Consider the following 16,449-nt stretch of genomic DNA (forward strand, 5'->3'; position numbering starts at 1 on the left):
TTCCAGCCCCCGCCACCCACCACACCGCACACTCGCAAAGGCCGACCTCATGCCCACCACCCCCTACGCCGCGATAGACCTGGGCGCATCCAGCGGCCGGGTCATGACGGCCCACGTCACCCCGGACACCCTCACCCTGGCGGAGGCCCACCGGTTCCCGAACACCCCGGTCCGCACCCCGGACGGCCTGCACTGGGACATCCTCGGCCTGTACGCGGGCATCCTGGAGGGCCTCCGAAAAGCCGGACCCGTCCGCTCCATCGGCATCGACAGCTGGGCCGTCGACTACGGCCTCCTCGACGCGGACAACAACCTCCTCGGCAACCCGTACCACTACCGGGACACCCGCACGGACCACACCGCCGAGAAGCTGTGGGCGACCATCCCCCCGCAGGAGCTGTACGCGGCCACCGGCCTCCAGTACGTCCCGTTCAACACGATCTACCAGCTCACAGCAGCCCGCGACACAGCACAACTCAACGCCGCCCAACGCCTGTTGCTGATCCCCGACCTCCTCACCTACTGGCTGACGGGCCAGCAGGGCGCCGAGCTGACCAACGCCTCCACCACCCAGCTCATCGACCCCCGCACCGGCGACTGGGCCCACGACATCGCCACCCGCGCCGGCATCGACGTGAACCTCTTCGCCCCGATCCGCCGCCCCGGCGACCCCGCGGGCGAACTCCTCCCCCACGTCCTCGAAGAGACGGGCCTCACCGGCCCCGTCCCGGTGACGACGGTCGCCTCGCACGACACCGCCTCGGCCGTGGCCGCGGTCCCTGCGACCGAGGAGAACTTCGCGTACATCTGCACCGGCACCTGGTCCCTCGCCGGCCTCGAACTGGACGCGCCCGTCCTCACGGAGGAGAGCCGCGCCGCGAACTTCACGAACGAGCTCGGCATCGACGGCACGGTCCGCTACCTCCGCAACATCATGGGCCTGTGGCTCCTCCAGGAATGCCAACGCTCCTGGAACCAGCCGGACTTGACCGTGCTCCTCGACGAGGCCGCGAAGGCGACGCCACTGCGCTCGGTCGTCGACGCGGGCGACCCCACGTTCCTGCCGCCGGGCGGCATGCCGGACCGGATCGCCGCCGCCTGCCGCGCCACCGGCCAGCCCGAGCCCCGCACCCGCGCCGAGATCACCCGCTGCATCCTCGACTCGCTCGCCCTCGCCCACCGCCGCGCCATCGAGGACGCGGCCCGCCTCGCCGACCGCCCGGTCGACGTCGTGCACATCGTCGGCGGCGGCGCCCGGGGTGCCCTGCTGTGTCAACTGACCGCGGACGCCTGCGGGTTGCCGGTCGTGGCGGGCCCCGCCGAGGGCGCCGCGCTGGGCAACGTACTCGTTCAGGCGCGGGCCGACGGCGTCGTGGGCGACCGTGCCGCGATGCGCCGGCTCGTCGCCGACACCCAGCCGCTCGCGCGCTACGAGCCGAGCGGCGGCGACCGTGGCGCGTGGGACGCGGCGGCGGCACGCGTCCGCACCCCGTGACCAGCTCCCGCTCACGACGTACGCTGCTCCCGTCCGATGATCACCGACACACCACCCGCACCGACCGACCGAAGGGGCCCCGATGCGTGTCGCGCTCTTCCTGACCTGTGTCAACGACACGCTCTACCCGGATACGGGCCGCGCCGTCGTCAAGCTCCTCAACCGGCTCGGCGTGGAGGTCGACTTCCCCGCCGCGCAGACCTGCTGCGGCCAGCCGCACTACAACACCGGCTACCGCCACGAGGCCGAGCCGCTGGCCACCCACTACGCCGACACCTTCGGCCCCGGTCTCGCCTCGGGTGATTACGACGCAATCATCACGCCGTCCGGATCGTGCGCGGCGATGGTGCGCGAGCTGTACCCGCGGATGGGCGAACGGGCCCGTTCGGAGGGCCGCGGCGGCCGCCTCGCGACCACGCTCGCGCCGGTGATCCCGAAGACGTACGAGCTGACCGAGTTCCTGGTCGACGTGCTGAAGGTGACCGATGTCGGCGCGTACTACCCGCACAAGGTGACGTACCACCCCACCTGTCACGGTCTGCGCTCGCTCGGCCTCGGCGACCGGCCCACCGAACTCCTCAGTAAAGTCAAGGGACTTGAGCTGGTGGAGCTGCCGGGCGCGGCCGAGTGCTGCGGCTTCGGCGGCACCTTCGCGGTGAAGAACGCGGACGTCTCGTCGGCGATGGGCACGGACAAGGTCCGCAACGCCGAGTCGACGGGCGCGGACGTGCTGTGCGCCGCCGACAACTCCTGCCTGATGCACATCGGCGGCACCATGTCCCGCCTGAAGGTCGGCATGCGCCCCGTCCACATCGCCGAGATCCTGGCCAGCACCGAAGAGGAGCCCCTGGCATGAGCGGCACTTTCGTCGGCATGCCGGCCTTCCCGAAGGCCGCGCACAACGCCGTACGCAACACGACCCTGCGCGCCAACCTGAAGCACGCCACGCACACCATCCGCGACAAGCGGGAGCGGGCGGTCTCCGAACTCGACGACTGGGCGCACCTGCGCCAGGCCGGCAAGGAGATCAAGGACCACACGCTGCACCACCTGGAGCACTACCTGGTGCGGCTGGAGGAGTCGGTCACGGCCGCCGGCGGCACCGTGCACTGGGCGCGCGACGCCGACGAGGCCAACCGGATCGTGGCGGGGCTCGTCAAGGAGACCGGCGAGTCGGAGGTCGTCAAGGTCAAGTCGATGGCCACCCAGGAGATCGGCCTCAACGAACACCTGGAGACCGAGGGCATCCACGCCTACGAGACCGACCTCGCCGAGCTCATCGTCCAGCTCGGCGACGACCGCCCCTCGCACATCCTGGTCCCCGCCATCCACCGCAACCGCGGCGAGATCCGGGACATCTTCCGCAAGGAGATGGGAAGTTGGGGCCGCCCGGCCCCGGAAGGTCTCACCGACACCCCCGCCGAACTCGCCGAGGCGGCCCGCCTGCACCTGCGCGAGAAGTTCCTGCGCGCCAAGGTCGGCATCTCGGGGGCCAACTTCATGGTCGCCGAGACCGGCACCCTCGTCGTGGTCGAGTCCGAGGGCAACGGCCGCATGTGCCTGACCCTGCCCGAGACACTGATCTCGGTCGTCGGCATCGAGAAGATCGTGCCGACCTGGCAGGACCTGGAGGTCTTCCTCCAGACACTGCCGCGCTCGTCCACCGCCGAGCGCATGAACCCGTACACCTCCACCTGGACGGGCACCACCGACTCCGACGGCCCCCAGAACTTCCACCTGGTCCTCATCGACAACGGCCGCACCGACACCCTCGCCGACGAGGTCGGCCGCCAGGCCCTGCGCTGCATCCGCTGCTCCGCCTGCCTGAACGTCTGCCCCGTCTACGAGCGGGCCGGCGGCCACGCGTACGGCTCGGTCTACCCGGGCCCCATCGGCGCCATCCTCAGCCCCCAACTCCGGGGCACCGGCAGCGAGATCGACGCCTCGCTCCCCTATGCGTCGTCCCTGTGCGGCGCCTGCTACGAGGTGTGCCCGGTCGCCATCGACATCCCCGAGGTCCTCGTCCACCTGCGCGAGCGGGTCGTGGCCGGCGGCCCCGCCACCCGGGGCGGCAACAAGGTCATGCTCCGCCCGGCCAAGGGCCACGCCGCCGAACGCGCCGCGATGCGCGCCGCCACCTGGGCCTTCACCCACCCGGCGGCACTGGCCACCGGCCAGCGCCTCGCCTCGCGCACCCGCCGCTTCCACCCCCGTACGGTGCCGGGCCCCGGCAAGGCATGGACAGCTACCCGCGACCTGCCGAAGGTGCCCGCGGAACCCTTCCGCGACTGGTGGAAGCGGACGAACGGCGGCAAGGAGACGAACAAGTGAGCAGCAGAGACGTCATCCTCGGCCGGGTGCGTCGCGCCCTCGGCGGCCCGGTCGAGGCCCCGGATTCGTACGGGACGGACATCGACCGCGGCTATCTGCGCGAGCACGGTTCCCGGACGACGCAGCAGACGGTGGAACTCCTCGCGGAGAACCTGGCGGACTATCGGGCGATCGTGCACCGAGCCACCACCGAGGAGCTGCCGGCCACCATCGCGCGGCTTCTCGCCGGGCACGGTTCGCGGACCGTGGCGGTGCCGCCCGAGCTGCCGGACGGCTGGCTTGCCGAGGCGGAGCCGACGCGGATCCCCGACAGCCCGGAGCACACCCCGGCCGAGCTCGACGAGGTCGACAGCGTCGTCACCGCCTGTGCGGTCGCGATCGCCGAGACCGGCACCATCGTCCTGGACGGCTCCCCCGACCAGGGCCGCCGCCGCATCACCCTCGTCCCCGACCACCACATCTGCGTCGTACGCGTCCCGGACCAGGTGGTCTCCTCGGTCCCGCAGGCCCTCGAACGGCTCGACCCGACCCGCCCGCTGACCTGGATCTCGGGCCCGTCCGCGACCAGCGACATCGAACTCGACCGGGTCGAGGGCGTGCACGGACCGCGCACTCTGGAGGTCGTCCTGGTGAGCGGCGGCTGAAGGGCGCGGCTAGCGTTGGTGGCATGATCCGGTTCGACCATGTCACCAAGCGGTACGCGGACGGCACGACGGCAGTCGACGACCTCTCGTTCGAGGTGAACGAGGGTGAACTGGTCACGCTCGTCGGCCCTTCCGGCTGCGGCAAGACCACCACGATGATGATGGTGAACCGGCTGATCGAGCCGACGTCGGGTCACATCCACGTCGAGGGCGAGGACATCTCCGGCGTCGACCCGGTGCGGCTGCGCCGCCGCATCGGCTACGTCATCCAGCAGGTCGGCCTCTTCCCGCACCGCACGATCCTCGACAACACGGCGACCGTGCCTGCCCTCATCGGCTGGAAGAAGGCGAAGGCCAGGGCCCGCGCCGCCGAGCTGCTCGACTTGGTGGGCCTGGACCCGAGCACGTACGGCAGCCGCTACCCGGAGCAGCTCTCCGGCGGCCAGCGCCAGCGCGTGGGCGTCGCCCGCGCCCTGGCCGCCGACCCGCCGGTGCTCCTGATGGACGAGCCGTTCGGCGCGGTCGACCCGGTGGTGCGCGAGCAGCTCCAGGACGAGTTCCTGAAGATGCAGGCCGCCGTCCGCAAGACGGTCCTCCTCGTCACGCACGACATCGAGGAGGCGGTGCGGCTCGGCGACCGCATCGCGGTGTACGGGCAGGGCCGCATCGAGCAGTACGACACTCCGGGCGCGGTGCTCGGCTCGCCCGCCACTCCGTACGTCGCCGAGTTCGTCGGCGCGGACCGGGGCTTGAAGCGGCTGTCGGTCACCGAGATCGAGCCGGACGACCTGGAGCAGCCGTCGGTGGCCCGCTTCGAGGAACCGCCCGCGCGGGCCGCCGCCCGGATGCGCGAGGACGGGGCCCGGTGGGCGGTCGTGCTCGACGAGGACGGTGACCTGCACGGTTGGGTCGGCGTCGACGAGGCGTCACTGGCGGGGCCCGACGGCAAGGTGGGCGATCTCGCGCACCGGATGAACGCGTGGGTACCGGTCGGCGCGCCGCTCAAGCAGGCCTTCGGTGTGATGCTTCAGCACGACGCGGGCTGGGTCGCGGTCCTCGACGGCGCCCGTTTCCTCGGCGTCCTGACCCCGGCGAAGCTGCACGAGGCGCTGCGCCGGTCGGTGGACGCGGACGCGCAGGGCGTGGCGCGGGACGAGGTGGAGTTCGACTCGGTGGCGGACGCGTGACCAGGCCACACCGACAGGGGTAAACGCAACCCTAAGGTTGAGGTTGAGAGTCACTCCCGCGGCGGTTCATCGCCCGCAGATTCTCGTCCTGTACGTCGCCGTTGATCGCCCGGCCGGGACGGTACGCGTCCAGTTCCTCGGCCGCCCGCCCACTCGTGATCTCCTGCGCGGCGAGCCGGCCGAGCACCGGGGCGAGCGTCACCGCGCTGTGCGACACCAGGTGGTACAGGCCGGGTGCCGCCTCCGTCTCGCCGACCAGCGGCAGCCCGTCCAGTGGCACGGGTCGTACGCCGATGCGCGCGTCGGCGATCCGGGCCCCGTCCAGGCCCGGCACGACGGTGCTCGCGCGCCGGTGCAGCTCCGAGGGCAGGCCGTCGGCGGTCGTCCCGTCCAGGCGCGCGTCGACCTCCCACGACAGGGCGAGCACGCCGCCGTCCGCCGTGGGTCGCAGGTCGATGCCGGGCGCCGAAAGGATCGCGGTCAGCGGCTCCTCGGCCAGCGGCGCGCTCTCGGCGACGAGTCCGGGCACGTGCCGCAGCGGCAGCCGCGCCCCGGCGAGCGCGGCGATCTGGTCGGCGGCGGGCCCCGCACAGTTCACGACGACGTCCGCGCCCCAGCTGCGCTCCCCCGCCTCCGCGCCGACGACCCGCGTGCCGCTGCGGAGCAGTCCGGTGACGCGGGTGCCGTAGTGCGCTTCGGCGCCGGCCCGTACGGCGGCGTCGAGCAGGGCGTTCACCAGGCGCGGGGCGTCGAACCAGGCGGTGCCGTTGTGCACGACGACCTCGTCCACGGTGCAGGCGGCCGGGTCGACGGCGGGCGCGAGTTCGCACAGTACGGAGGCCGGGGCGCTGCGGCAGTCGTGGCCCCATTCCCGTACGCGTGACGCCTGTTCGTGCAGTGTGCGCTGCGCGTCGTCGCTGTCGGCCCACTGGACGAGCGGCGCCGGATGCCGCCAGGTGGGGCCGTCGAGTTCCTCGGCCAGGGCGCGGTGGCCGTCGGAGCCCTGGCGGTTCAGGCGGTAGTAGGTGTGCGGGGTCTTCAGGTGGGTGACGTCGGCGGCGAAGGTGGCGCTGGAGGTGCCGGACGCGGGGCCCGCCTCCTCCAGGACGACGACTTCGACGCCAGCGCGGGCGAGGTGGTAGGCGACGCAGGCGCCCAGCACGCCCGCCCCGACGACGACGGCTCGATTCATACGGCTTCCTGTACGTGTCCCGGTTGCGGTCGGTGGGTCGGTCAGTCCCCCGACTGCCCGCCGAACCGCGGCACACACCTCTCAACCGCCCTGCCGCAGCAGTCCCTTGTCCTCCAGGTAGGTCCGCGCGACGTCCTCGGGCAGCCGTCGCCAGCTGTCGACCTGCTGGTTCATGGAGGCGAGGTCCTCGGTGGTGAGCACGGAGTTGAGCTTGCCGAGCGCCCCCGCGACCTTCTTGTTGCCGGCACTGGAGCGATTGACGACGGGCACGAGGTAGTCGGCGTTCTGCAGCTTCTTGTCGTCGTCGAGCAGCACGAGTCCGAAGTCGCCGAGGGTGGCGTCGGTGGTCGTGGTGAGCACCATCTGGTCCTGGCCGTTCTGCACCGCGTTCTTGGCCTGTGTGGTGCCGACGCCCTTGGGGTCGATCCCTGTGACGTCGATGCCATACACCTTCTCGAGTCCCGGCTGGCAGTACGGCCGCTGTACGCACTCGTCCCCGGCGGCGATCCGCACCTTCAGGCCGGAGGCGCCGAGGTCGCTGAGCGTCTTGAGGTCGTGCTTCTTCGCGTAGGCCTCGGTCACCGCGAACGCGTTCTGGTCGACGGCCTTGCCCGCGTCGAGCACGTCGAGGCCGCGCGGCGCGGCGAGGGACCGCAGGGACTTCATGGTGGCGTCGAGGTCGGGCGAGCCGACGGGTTTCGCGTCGGGCCCGTGGGCCTTGGCGTTGAGCCAGTCGGCGAAGGTGGCGGCGTACTCGGGCACGACGTCGATCTGCCCGGACTCCAGGGCGGGCTCGTACAGCTCGCGGTTGCCGACGGACAGCAGCTCGGTCTCGTAGCCCGCCTGCTTCAGCAGCAGCGCGAACATGTTGGCGAGCAGATCGCTCTCGGTGAATCCGGCGGACCCGATGACGAGGTGCTTGCTGTCCCCGGGCGGCGCGGTCACCTCACCGCGATCCTCCAGCGAGGGCCCCGTGGCACACCCGCCGACGAACAACACAATCCCGACCAGGAGAGCCACTCGACGCAAGAACACTCTCATCAGGCCTTCCTCCCCCGCAGCCACCCGGGCCCGAACCGCTCGACGAGCTCGAACAGCGCCTCGACGACGAGCGCGAAGACGGCCACGAGCACGGCGCCCGCCACCACCTGCGGCGTACTGGCGAGGTTGAACCCGGCGGTGATGATCCGCCCGAGCCCGCCGCCACCGGCGATGGCGGCGATGGTCGCGGTGGCGACAAGCTGCACGGCGGCGATGCGCACACCGTTGAGAATCATCGGCAGCGCGAGCGGCACCTCGACCCGGAACAGCATCTGCCGCCCCGTCATCCCCATTCCCCTCGCGGCCCGCACGACCTCCCGGTCGACGCCGCGCATCCCGACGTACGCGTTGGTGAGCAGCGGCGGCACCGCGAACAGCACCAGGGCGACGACCGTGGGCCCTTCGCTGTACTGCCCGAGCGGCGTGAGCAGCAACAGCACGAGCACGGCGAAGGTGGGCACGGCGCGCCCCACGTTGGCGATGTTGACGGCGAGCGCCCCGCCCTTCCCCAGATGCCCCAGCACCAGCGCCACGGGCAGAGCGATAAGACAACTGATGACGAGACAGACCACGGTCAACGTCACGTGCTGGGCGAGCCGGTGCCACACGCCGTTGTCGCCGGCCCAGTGCGCGGAGTCGGCGAGCCAGTTCCAGGAGTCGGAGAGGAGCTTCACGCGCGACTCGCTCTCGTCCAGGGGGTGAGCAGCCGCCCGATGCCGAGCAGCACCACATCGGCGACGAGCGCGATGACGACGCACAGCACGGAGGCGGTGAGCACCTGGGCCTTGAAGTACGTGTTCATGCCGCTGTAGATCAGATTCCCCAGGCCTCCGTAGCCGACGATGGCGCCGACGGTCACGAGCGAGACGGCGGACACGGTGGCGATGCGCAGCCCGGCGAGCGCCGCGGGCAGCGCGAGCGGCAGCTCGACGGTCAGCAGCAGCCGGATCGGCCCGTACCCCATGCCGCGCGCGGCCTGTCGAGTGTCCTCGGGCACGGACCTCAGCCCGGCGAGGATGTTCCGTACGAGGAGGGTGAGCGAGTAGAGCACGAGCCCGGCGATCACGAGCGTGGCGGACAGCCCGTACACGGGCAGCAGCAACGAGAACATCGCGAGCGACGGGATCGTGTAGAGCACGGTCGTCAGGGCGAGCACGGGCCCGGCGGCCCACCCCCACCGCCGCGCGAGCAGCGCCAACGGCACGGCGATCACGACAGCGATGGCCACGGCGATGAGGGTGATCTCCAGATGCTGCACGGTGGCATCCACCAGCATGTGCCGACGCGTGCTCAGATACTCGCCGCAGATCCAGTCGTTGCGGGCGAGACAATCGTCGGGCGGCGAAGTGCCGGACCCACCGTTCACGAGGCGCACCCGACCATTCCAGTGCCTGGCCCCCGACTCGGCGCGCCGGGTGACCCGTACGGGCGGCACTCCGCTTTCCCCGGGCCGCACACCTGACGCGGCGCGGCGCCGGGGCTAGGGTCAGCGTCATGAGCAATCTTGACCGCGAGCCAGTGCCCTCGGTGTGCGGCGGACGCGGCTTCGTCGTCGCGGAACCGGTACGCGAACTCCTCAGCCCGCGCCGCGTCCGGCTCGGCGGGTCCACGGAGGTGCGCCGCCTCCTGCCGAACCTGGGCCGCCGTATGGTCGGGGCGTGGGCCTTCGTCGACCACTACGGCCCGGACGACATCGCGGACGAGCCCGGCATGCAGGTGCCGCCGCACCCGCACATGGGTCTGCAGACGGTGAGCTGGCTGCACGACGGCGAGGTCCTCCACCGGGACTCGACCGGCAGCCTCCAGACGATCCGCCCCCGCGAACTGGGCCTGATGACCTCGGGCCGGGCGATCTCCCACTCCGAGGAGAGCCCGCGCGCCCACGCCCGCTTCCTGCACGGGGCCCAGCTCTGGGTGGCGCTCCCCGACTCCCACCGGCACGTGGACCCGCACTTCGAGCACCACGGAACGCTGCCGTCGGTGACGGCGCCAGGCCTGACGGCCAAGGTCATCCTCGGTTCCCTGGACGGCGCGGCGTCCCCCGGCACGACGTACACCCCCATCGTGGGCGCGGACCTCGCCCTCACCCACGGCACCGAGACCCGCCTCCCCCTCGACCCCGACTTCGAGTACGCGGTCCTGTCGATGTCCGGCGAGGCCCACGTCGACGACGTCCCCCTGCTCCCCGGCTCGATGCTCTACCTCGGCTGCGGCCGCACCGAACTCCCGCTCCGCGCGGCCTCGGACGCGGGGCTGATGCTGCTCGGCGGGGAGCCGTTCGAGGAGGAGCTGGTGATGTGGTGGAACTTCATCGGGCGGTCGCAGGACGATATCAGCCAGGCACGTGAGGACTGGATGACGGGGACTCGGTTCGGTGAGGTGAAGGGGTACGACGGGGATCCGCTGCCTGCACCTGAGCTTCCGGCTGTGCCGCTGAAATCGCGGGGTCGGGTGCGCTGAGCAGGAAAGTCTCACTCTGCGGGCAATGTGAGCAGGTCGCCCTCAGCGGGCTTTGCGGCCCACGACGCGCACCGTCGACAGACAGCCGACCGAACACTCGTTCAAGTATCAACTAGCGGCAACTGTGGTCGGGCACCACCAGGTCCAGTCGGACTCATGCTGGCTCGATGCTGGCTCTCCTGACGACTCGTCAAGGAAGTCAGGACGCTACGCCCCATGAGCTTGAGCAGAACTCCGACGACACGAAATCAGAGCAACTAGGGCCCGTTTGAACGCTCACCACGCCAGCCCCGACACCGCCGGAAGACACTCATAGGGTCGTCTTCAGCGCCGCCGGTCGGAGGCAGTCCTGTGCCTCCGCGACGGACGGCGGCGCGGCTCAACCACTCCTTCAAAGGAGCACTCGAGCCGCCCCCTGTGTCACCTCGAAGACGCAGGACAACTCGCCGCCGTGCGCACGCCGTGCGTGACCTCGACCTTGAAGCGCAGCGCTCGCAGCCTGCGTCTGAACTTCTTGCTCACGCCCTGCCCTGGACTGAACCCCGTCTGCGGCGAGCGCTGCGCCGATGCGGAGCGCGGCGAGCATGGTGACGAAGTTGGCTCTGCTGAATCCCCGGCAGGCGACGCGGTCGCCGTCGCCGGTGCCGTCCAGGGTCAGCACGGTGGACAGCCGGGCGGCTTTGGCGTCCAGTGCCCGGTAGGTGAGGTCACCATCCGGGTAGTCGAGGACGGTGACGTCTCCGTGGTAGCAGGCGTTTCTGGCGACGACCGCTGCCAGGTTCAGGTCGCCCCCGCGGCCTGAGTTGGGTAGGTGGGGCGTGGCCACGGTGGGCTCCTCGTTGAGCTCAGAGGTGGTCGCCGCCGGCGGCGGTCGCGAAGCCACGGACACCCGATTCCGCCGACGACGGATATCGCCTGTCCGGTGATGGGGCCGTTCTGCTCGCGCGCGGCCAGCAGGACGCAGGACCCGGTGAAGTCGCGTGGCTCGGTGCTGGAGTCGTGCAGTGGGATGGGCGCGCGGGGGTTGTCCGGGCCCTTCTTCGCGAACGACGCCCCGACGGAGCGCTCTGCCATGGAGAGTGCCTGGGGGGCGCATGTCTCGAGATCGAGGGCGTAGGTATTACTGGATGACTGGGCGACAAGGTTCTCCGGGGCGCCGAAGCGTCCGCTGCCACGGACAGTCTCATGCCAACGGACGGCCTGGGTGCCAAGCACTCCGTAGGCGACGATCCGGCCGGAGCGGTCGGTGGCGGACACGGGCTGCGGGCCCGGGTAGCGCGGGTGGGTGCTGCGTGCCCAGCCCTTGCGACTGGTCAGGGCGTGGGCGCCGCCCTGACTGTAATCACCGCACCCCGCGGGGTCGTTGCAGGCCCATCCCTGGCGCGCCCCCGTACGCGGCGATGAAGCCGGCCTTCTGTGCGAGGAGGTCGGGTGGAAGGTTGTGTGGCCAGCGCTGGTTGTAGTAGCCGCGGAAAGCCATCGTGGTGAAGCGTGGGGCATGCCCGTCACGCCGGTCGGAGTCGGCTACCCACTGGGACATGGCCTTCCACGTGAACAGGGCCGTCGGGGTGTGGTCCCGGTGGTCGGAGAAGTGCGGCTGGTCGCTGCCCTTCGGGTGCCGCGCGTCGTGCACCTGGTAGTCGGGGTCCGGGTCCATCGTGTGGACGATGGTGGGCCGGAAGTGGTCCATGAGCCATGCGAGAACGTCGACCAACGTCTGGTGGCCGTAGGCGTACGTCCGCCAGACCAAGGAGTCGGTGGCGTCCACGGTGCGCATGACCGTGCCCGGTGTGTCCCACAACGCGGGCAGGCGCACTCCTCCGTCCCCGCGCATCGCGATGTTGAGGAAGATCAGCTGTGCCCGGCAGTCTCCTGCCGCCAGCTCGTCCGTCTCCGCGCAGGCTCCGTGCGGCAGAGCCAGGACCGTGCGCCGCCAGCGGGTGAAGCGGTCCAGACCGAGCATCTCGGCGTAGGCCTGCCGCATGCCTTGCTGTCGAGCGCCGGAGTAGCCCGACTTGTTGGGCACCATGGGGGCGAGTTCATGGGGCACGCGGTTGCGGCCCGAGGACTCCCCCGCGGTGACCACGACGGTGACCACCGGAACGCCCGCGGTAAGCAGTTGGTGGCATTGGGGGTTCATGAAGAACAGGTCGTCGTCGGGGTGCGCGATGACTTGGAGCAGCAGGCTCTTTCCCTCCGCGGCGAATGATCCGTCCGCACGCGGATTGACGGCGCGGACCGGGGCCGGAGCGGCGTCGGTACGCTTGCCGGGATCGCAGCCGGCGAGTGTGGCCGCGGCGAACACGCCGAGGCCGCCCGCGAGTAGCTGCCGCCGCGTCGTCGTCACACGCGATGCCCGCGCCCGTACGGCGTCGTCATCCTCCATGCCCGCCCCTTTACCTGCCATCGCGAGACGCGCCTCGGCCTCGCGCAGTAATTCCCCACCTCAAAGGGCCGCCGGCCCGACATGCAGCAAAACGGATGTGCCCCAGAACAGAACCAAACGAAGAACTCAGCCGCTCACCAGGTCTTCGGACCTGTCGGGCACCGACGTCCAGTCGGGGCGCTTTTCACCGGAATGCTGAGTTCCGGAGTTGATGGCCCAGCGAGCGATCACGAAGGAGAGTGGTGTCGCGAGTACCCCTGCAGCCAAGGCGGTGAGGTTCTTCTCCATTCCCAGAGAGTGCACACCGAGGAACAGGAGCGCCCCACTGGCTACCAGATTGACGAGACTCGACAGCGGGAAACGGAAGAAGGCACGCCATGTGGGCTTCGTGCGGCAGGTGAAGTAGGTATTCAACAAGAACGACCCGCCAACGCTGACCGCGAAGCCGACGACATGAGCGACCAGGTACGGGATCCAGCGGTTGAGTGACGCATACACGGCCATGTAGACCGCGGTATTGACGATTCCGATTGTCACGAAGGAAGAGAACTGCCGCAGAGTACGGAGCCTGCCGGTACCAGTAGCCATACCGTTTGGTTGCGCGGCCGCCTCCGGGAGGGGGCCGGTACCGCCCCGGCGTGCGTCGGCCTCGGTCTCGCGCACCACGTACAACGGTCGGCGTTTCGTCTCCCCGTAGATGCGGCCGACGTATTCGCCGATGACGCCCAGCGTGGCGAGCTGAATGCCGCCCAAGGCCACGACCGCGATCAGCAGGGTGGCAAAGCCCGGTACCTCGACCCCGTGCACGATGACTTCGACGGCGATCCACAGCGCGTACGCGAATGCGGCGAACGCCAGGGCCAGTCCGACGTAGATGACCAGGCGCAACGGCCGACTGTTGAAGGAAATGAGGCCGTCGATGCCATAGTTGAGGAGGCGTCGGCCGCCCCACTTCGACTGGCCTGCGGCGCGGTCGACATTCTGGTAGGTGAAGCTGACGGTTTCGAAGCCGATCCAGGAGAAGATGCCCTTGGAGAACCGGTTGGCTTCCGGTAGCGCGAGGACCGCGTCGACGGCCCGGCGCGACAGGAGCCTGAAGTCTCCCTCTCCATCGATGACGTCGACGTCCATGCAGCGGCCCATGGCGCGGTAGTAGGCCGAGCTGACCGTCCGGCGCAACCACCCCTCGCCCAAACGATCACGACGAGCGACGACTTGGTCGTAACCGTGTTGCCGAAGTTCCAGCATTCGGTGCAGAAGTCCGGGCGGGTGCTGGAGATCCGCGTCCATCAGAGCGACCGCCGCGCCGCGCGACATGCGCAGCCCCGCGAGCATGGCCGCCTCCTTGCCGAAATTCCGGCTGAAGGACATATAGCGCACACGCTGATCCGCCGCCGCGAGGGCACTCAACTGGGCACGAGTCGTGTCACGACTTCCGTCGTCGACGTAACAAATTTCGAAGGATCGCCGTGTATCGGCGAGGACAGACATCAGCGCACGGTGAAAGGTATTGATCACTTCTTCCTCGTTGAAGCACGGTACGACAATCGAGATCTGACAATCTTCCATTCGCCACCTCGACACCTGTGAGCGCGGCCGCTGCGACCACAAGCAGTACCCTGCCGCATCCCTTTAAGACAACGGTAAGGAAATGCCCTGTGTCACGGTGAGATCTGTAGGCTCGTGGAAGCGACGCAAGACGATCCTTACGGATCTTTCCGAGGCCGGCGACCCAAGAGTCGCCGCATAGCGAACTGTGCCTTCGCGTCGAGACTTCATGTTTCTTGGAACCGATGGTGAAGGAGGCGCAGCCCGTGCTGCATGCGCCGGAGAACCCTGCCCAGCACCAGCGCACCGGAGATGTCCCTGCTGCGTGGCGGACGCGGTGGTGGGCGCCCACATGCCTGGGGCTTCTCTCGTTCCTGCCGCTCGCCGTGTTGGCGTTCGCTGCCTGGAATGCCCGGTGGGTTCGTCCCGGCGGGGATGACTGGTGTTTCCTGCCGGTGGTGCGTGACGGGGGGCTACCGGCGATGGCCGAGAAGTTCTACAACCACGACAACGGACGCCTCGTCAACGCCGTACTGGTGTGGTCCTACGCGCGGTTCGGCAACGCAGGTCAGCAGTGGTTCGCACCGGTCAGCGGTGTACTCGCCCTCGTCCTCCTGTGGGCTCTCGTCGCCACCGCGCTGCGTGTCTTCCGCGTCGAGGTTCCACGCGGAGTTCCACTCCTCGTGGCATCCATGGTGACGGCCCTGTTCCTGTTCGGCTCGCCCAACACCTACAAGACGTTCTACTGGCCGGCCGCCTCCGTCTCCCACACGCTGCCTCCGGTGTTCGCCCTCGCGGCGGCCATCCCTGTGCTGCGCGCAACTTCGCGGCGGGCGAAGATCCTGACACTGCTCATCGTGGTCGTCACGGGAGCGTCCCTGGGACTGCTCTCGGAAGAGACCAGTGTCGTCATGTCCATCGGCCTGATGTGTGCGCTGTTGGTGAGCGGCCGCGTCTTCCCGGACTCACGTCGCCGGTTCCTCCGGTTCTGCTGTGCCACCGGGATCGCAAGCATCATCCTCGGCATCCTGATCCTTTACACGTCCCCGGGTGCACAGCGCAGAAGGGAAAGGAAGCATGCCTCGACCATGCTCACCCCCGACTCGCTTCTCGCGTCGCTGCATGGATTCGCCAAGATCACCTTCATGACCCTGACGACCTGGCAGTATCTGGGAGCCATCGCGGTGGGTGTCGTCCTGGGCCTGCTGATGCACGGCCCCCAGGGTCGTCACACCCCTGGAAGGACACACCTCTTGGCGGTCGGCGCCGCCGTTTGCGCCCTGCTCGTGTCCGGGTATGTCTGCACGGTCATCACCTACCCCGTCTTCGGGAAGGCGGTGGTGTCATCGACACGGCTGTGGAACGACTACCTGCTGCTGTACATCGTGTTTCTCGTCTACATCGGCACTCTCGTCGGTCGCGGCCTGAACAACCGAATTCAGCGCACCGGCCCGGCCTTGGCAGCCGGGGCCGTGGCGTGCGCCGCAGTCTGCGCCGCCCTCGTAGCGTCGCTCGTAGGACTCGAGGCGAGCATGAATGCACACGCCCGGGACTGGGACCGCCAGAACCGCTGGATGCAGAGTCAGGCCGCGGCCGGCGTCCAGGTCCTGCCGTACAAACGCCTGCCCCTCAGCAAGATGACCGAGCCGTTCCGCCACGGCGGGCGCGCGAAGTGGCCGGCTTCCTGCATCGCCGACTACTACAACGTGCGGCACATCACCCAAGCCCACAAGCTGCCCTGACCACTCCCCGCCCGGCTCCGTCAGGGTGGACATGACGATCTTGTCCTGGCCGGCCCCAGTGACCGAGCAGCAGAGACATTCGATGGAACTGCCCTGCCGCCGCTGGGCAGTTGGGGCCGAAGCCACGGTCCGCAGATCCGACCGAACAAGGCCCCACGACCGTGACGTTCAATCTGCAGTCGCGCACCGGCTCCACCCGCGTGCGCGACTTGTACCCACCCCACGCCCGAGCCCCGCGCACGACATCGAGTGGCTGGAGCCGCGGCGCCGACTCCGCAGCTCCAGCCCGCCCTCCATGCGTTGCAGCCGGGGCGCTTGCGCCCCACTCCCGCGAAGGGCCATCAGCGGCGGCCGCCGCCGTAAACAAAGCGCAGCGATCTCCGCCCCCTTGCAATCTGCATCCATCTCAGTGGGCACCACAAG

14 protein-coding genes are annotated in these 16,449 nt (G+C 69.6%); 7 read left to right on the forward strand and 7 right to left on the reverse strand.

Features of this window, described 5'->3' with window-relative positions; translation table 11 throughout:
* Nucleotides 1–49: 49 nt before the first annotated feature.
* The 5 genes from ACOKM3_RS01865 (at nucleotide 50) to ACOKM3_RS01885 (ending at nucleotide 5,657) form a co-directional block, all read left to right on the forward strand.
* The gene (locus tag ACOKM3_RS01865; protein WP_426896190.1) at nucleotides 50–1,495 is read left to right on the forward strand and encodes a rhamnulokinase; all 1,446 of its coding nucleotides are present in this window, start codon (nucleotides 50–52) and stop codon (nucleotides 1,493–1,495) included.
* A gap of 82 nt (nucleotides 1,496–1,577) precedes the next feature.
* The gene (locus ACOKM3_RS01870) at nucleotides 1,578–2,351 is read left to right on the forward strand and encodes a (Fe-S)-binding protein (protein ID WP_426896192.1); all 774 of its coding nucleotides are present in this window, start codon (nucleotides 1,578–1,580) and stop codon (nucleotides 2,349–2,351) included.
* A complete protein-coding gene (locus tag ACOKM3_RS01875; RefSeq protein WP_426896194.1) occupies nucleotides 2,348–3,826 on the forward strand; it encodes a LutB/LldF family L-lactate oxidation iron-sulfur protein in 1,479 nt (492 codons plus the stop codon). The genes ACOKM3_RS01870 and ACOKM3_RS01875 overlap by 4 nt, the downstream gene beginning before the upstream one ends.
* Nucleotides 3,823–4,470 carry a LutC/YkgG family protein gene (locus tag ACOKM3_RS01880; protein WP_426896196.1) on the forward strand — a complete coding sequence of 216 codons (648 nt, stop codon included), beginning with the start codon at nucleotides 3,823–3,825 and terminating at the stop codon, nucleotides 4,468–4,470. The genes ACOKM3_RS01875 and ACOKM3_RS01880 overlap by 4 nt, the downstream gene beginning before the upstream one ends.
* 23 nt (nucleotides 4,471–4,493) lie before the next feature.
* Entirely contained in the window at nucleotides 4,494–5,657 is a 1,164-nt protein-coding gene (locus ACOKM3_RS01885; RefSeq protein WP_426896198.1) for an ABC transporter ATP-binding protein, read from the forward strand.
* A gap of 31 nt (nucleotides 5,658–5,688) precedes the next feature.
* Here the strand turns inward: ACOKM3_RS01885 and ACOKM3_RS01890 are convergent, their stop codons facing one another.
* The 4 genes from ACOKM3_RS01890 to ACOKM3_RS01905 all read right to left on the reverse strand — a co-directional run bounded on the left by ACOKM3_RS01890 (nucleotide 5,689) and on the right by ACOKM3_RS01905 (nucleotide 9,256).
* On the reverse strand, nucleotides 5,689–6,849 hold the full coding sequence (locus ACOKM3_RS01890; protein WP_426896200.1) for an NAD(P)/FAD-dependent oxidoreductase: 1,161 nt from the start codon (nucleotides 6,847–6,849) through the stop codon (nucleotides 5,689–5,691).
* A gap of 81 nt (nucleotides 6,850–6,930) precedes the next feature.
* Nucleotides 6,931–7,890: an ABC transporter substrate-binding protein gene (locus ACOKM3_RS01895; RefSeq protein WP_426896202.1), complete on the reverse strand. Its 960-nt coding sequence runs from the start codon at nucleotides 7,888–7,890 to the stop codon at nucleotides 6,931–6,933.
* Nucleotides 7,890–8,564 carry an ABC transporter permease gene (locus ACOKM3_RS01900; protein WP_426896204.1) on the reverse strand — a complete coding sequence of 225 codons (675 nt, stop codon included), beginning with the start codon at nucleotides 8,562–8,564 and terminating at the stop codon, nucleotides 7,890–7,892. Before ACOKM3_RS01900 ends, ACOKM3_RS01895 begins: the two co-directional genes overlap by 1 nt.
* The gene (locus ACOKM3_RS01905; protein WP_328635046.1) at nucleotides 8,561–9,256 is read right to left on the reverse strand and encodes an ABC transporter permease; all 696 of its coding nucleotides are present in this window, start codon (nucleotides 9,254–9,256) and stop codon (nucleotides 8,561–8,563) included. Before ACOKM3_RS01905 ends, ACOKM3_RS01900 begins: the two co-directional genes overlap by 4 nt.
* 128 nt (nucleotides 9,257–9,384) lie before the next feature.
* On the opposite strand from ACOKM3_RS01905, the gene ACOKM3_RS01910 reads away from it, so the two are divergent.
* Nucleotides 9,385–10,350, forward strand: a complete 966-nt coding sequence (locus ACOKM3_RS01910; RefSeq protein ID WP_426896206.1) for a pirin family protein — start codon at nucleotides 9,385–9,387, stop codon at nucleotides 10,348–10,350.
* Nucleotides 10,351–10,741: 391 nt separating this feature from the next.
* On the opposite strand, the gene ACOKM3_RS01915 is transcribed toward ACOKM3_RS01910, so the two are convergent.
* From ACOKM3_RS01915 to ACOKM3_RS01925, 3 genes are all read right to left on the reverse strand, one after another.
* Nucleotides 10,742–11,176 carry an AMP-binding protein gene (locus ACOKM3_RS01915; RefSeq protein WP_426896208.1) on the reverse strand — a complete coding sequence of 145 codons (435 nt, stop codon included), beginning with the start codon at nucleotides 11,174–11,176 and terminating at the stop codon, nucleotides 10,742–10,744.
* Nucleotides 11,177–11,692: 516 nt separating this feature from the next.
* Nucleotides 11,693–12,736, reverse strand: a complete 1,044-nt coding sequence (locus ACOKM3_RS01920) for a PIG-L family deacetylase (protein ID WP_426896209.1) — start codon at nucleotides 12,734–12,736, stop codon at nucleotides 11,693–11,695.
* A 126-nt stretch (nucleotides 12,737–12,862) separates the two neighbouring features.
* On the reverse strand, nucleotides 12,863–14,305 hold the full coding sequence (locus tag ACOKM3_RS01925; RefSeq protein WP_426896211.1) for a glycosyltransferase: 1,443 nt from the start codon (nucleotides 14,303–14,305) through the stop codon (nucleotides 12,863–12,865).
* 461 nt (nucleotides 14,306–14,766) lie between these two features.
* On the opposite strand from ACOKM3_RS01925, the gene ACOKM3_RS01930 reads away from it, so the two are divergent.
* A complete protein-coding gene (locus ACOKM3_RS01930) occupies nucleotides 14,767–16,026 on the forward strand; it encodes a DUF6056 family protein (protein WP_426896213.1) in 1,260 nt (419 codons plus the stop codon).
* The last annotated feature ends 423 nt before the right edge of the window (nucleotides 16,027–16,449 follow it).

The sequence above is a fragment of the Streptomyces nidicola genome, from assembly GCF_050106155.1.
Taxonomy (GTDB): Bacteria; Actinomycetota; Actinomycetes; order Streptomycetales; family Streptomycetaceae; genus Streptomyces.

Bases quoted from the DNA above. Each gene is read 5' to 3' on its own strand.
- ACOKM3_RS01870 (WP_426896192.1), top strand. From the start codon at position 1,578: ATGCGTGTCGCGCTCTTCCTGACCTGTGTCAACGACACGCTCTACCCG.
- ACOKM3_RS01865 (WP_426896190.1), top strand. From the start codon at position 50: ATGCCCACCACCCCCTACGCCGCGATAGACCTGGGCGCATCCAGCGGC.
- ACOKM3_RS01895 (WP_426896202.1), bottom strand. From the start codon at position 7,890: ATGAGAGTGTTCTTGCGTCGAGTGGCTCTCCTGGTCGGGATTGTGTTG.
- ACOKM3_RS01925 (WP_426896211.1), bottom strand. From the start codon at position 14,305: ATGGAAGATTGTCAGATCTCGATTGTCGTACCGTGCTTCAACGAGGAA.
- ACOKM3_RS01930 (WP_426896213.1), top strand. From the start codon at position 14,767: ATGGCCGAGAAGTTCTACAACCACGACAACGGACGCCTCGTCAACGCC.
- ACOKM3_RS01920 (WP_426896209.1), bottom strand. From the start codon at position 12,736: ATGGAGGATGACGACGCCGTACGGGCGCGGGCATCGCGTGTGACGACG.
- ACOKM3_RS01890 (WP_426896200.1), bottom strand. From the start codon at position 6,849: ATGAATCGAGCCGTCGTCGTCGGGGCGGGCGTGCTGGGCGCCTGCGTC.
- ACOKM3_RS01875 (WP_426896194.1), top strand. From the start codon at position 2,348: ATGAGCGGCACTTTCGTCGGCATGCCGGCCTTCCCGAAGGCCGCGCAC.
- ACOKM3_RS01885 (WP_426896198.1), top strand. From the start codon at position 4,494: ATGATCCGGTTCGACCATGTCACCAAGCGGTACGCGGACGGCACGACG.
- ACOKM3_RS01910 (WP_426896206.1), top strand. From the start codon at position 9,385: ATGAGCAATCTTGACCGCGAGCCAGTGCCCTCGGTGTGCGGCGGACGC.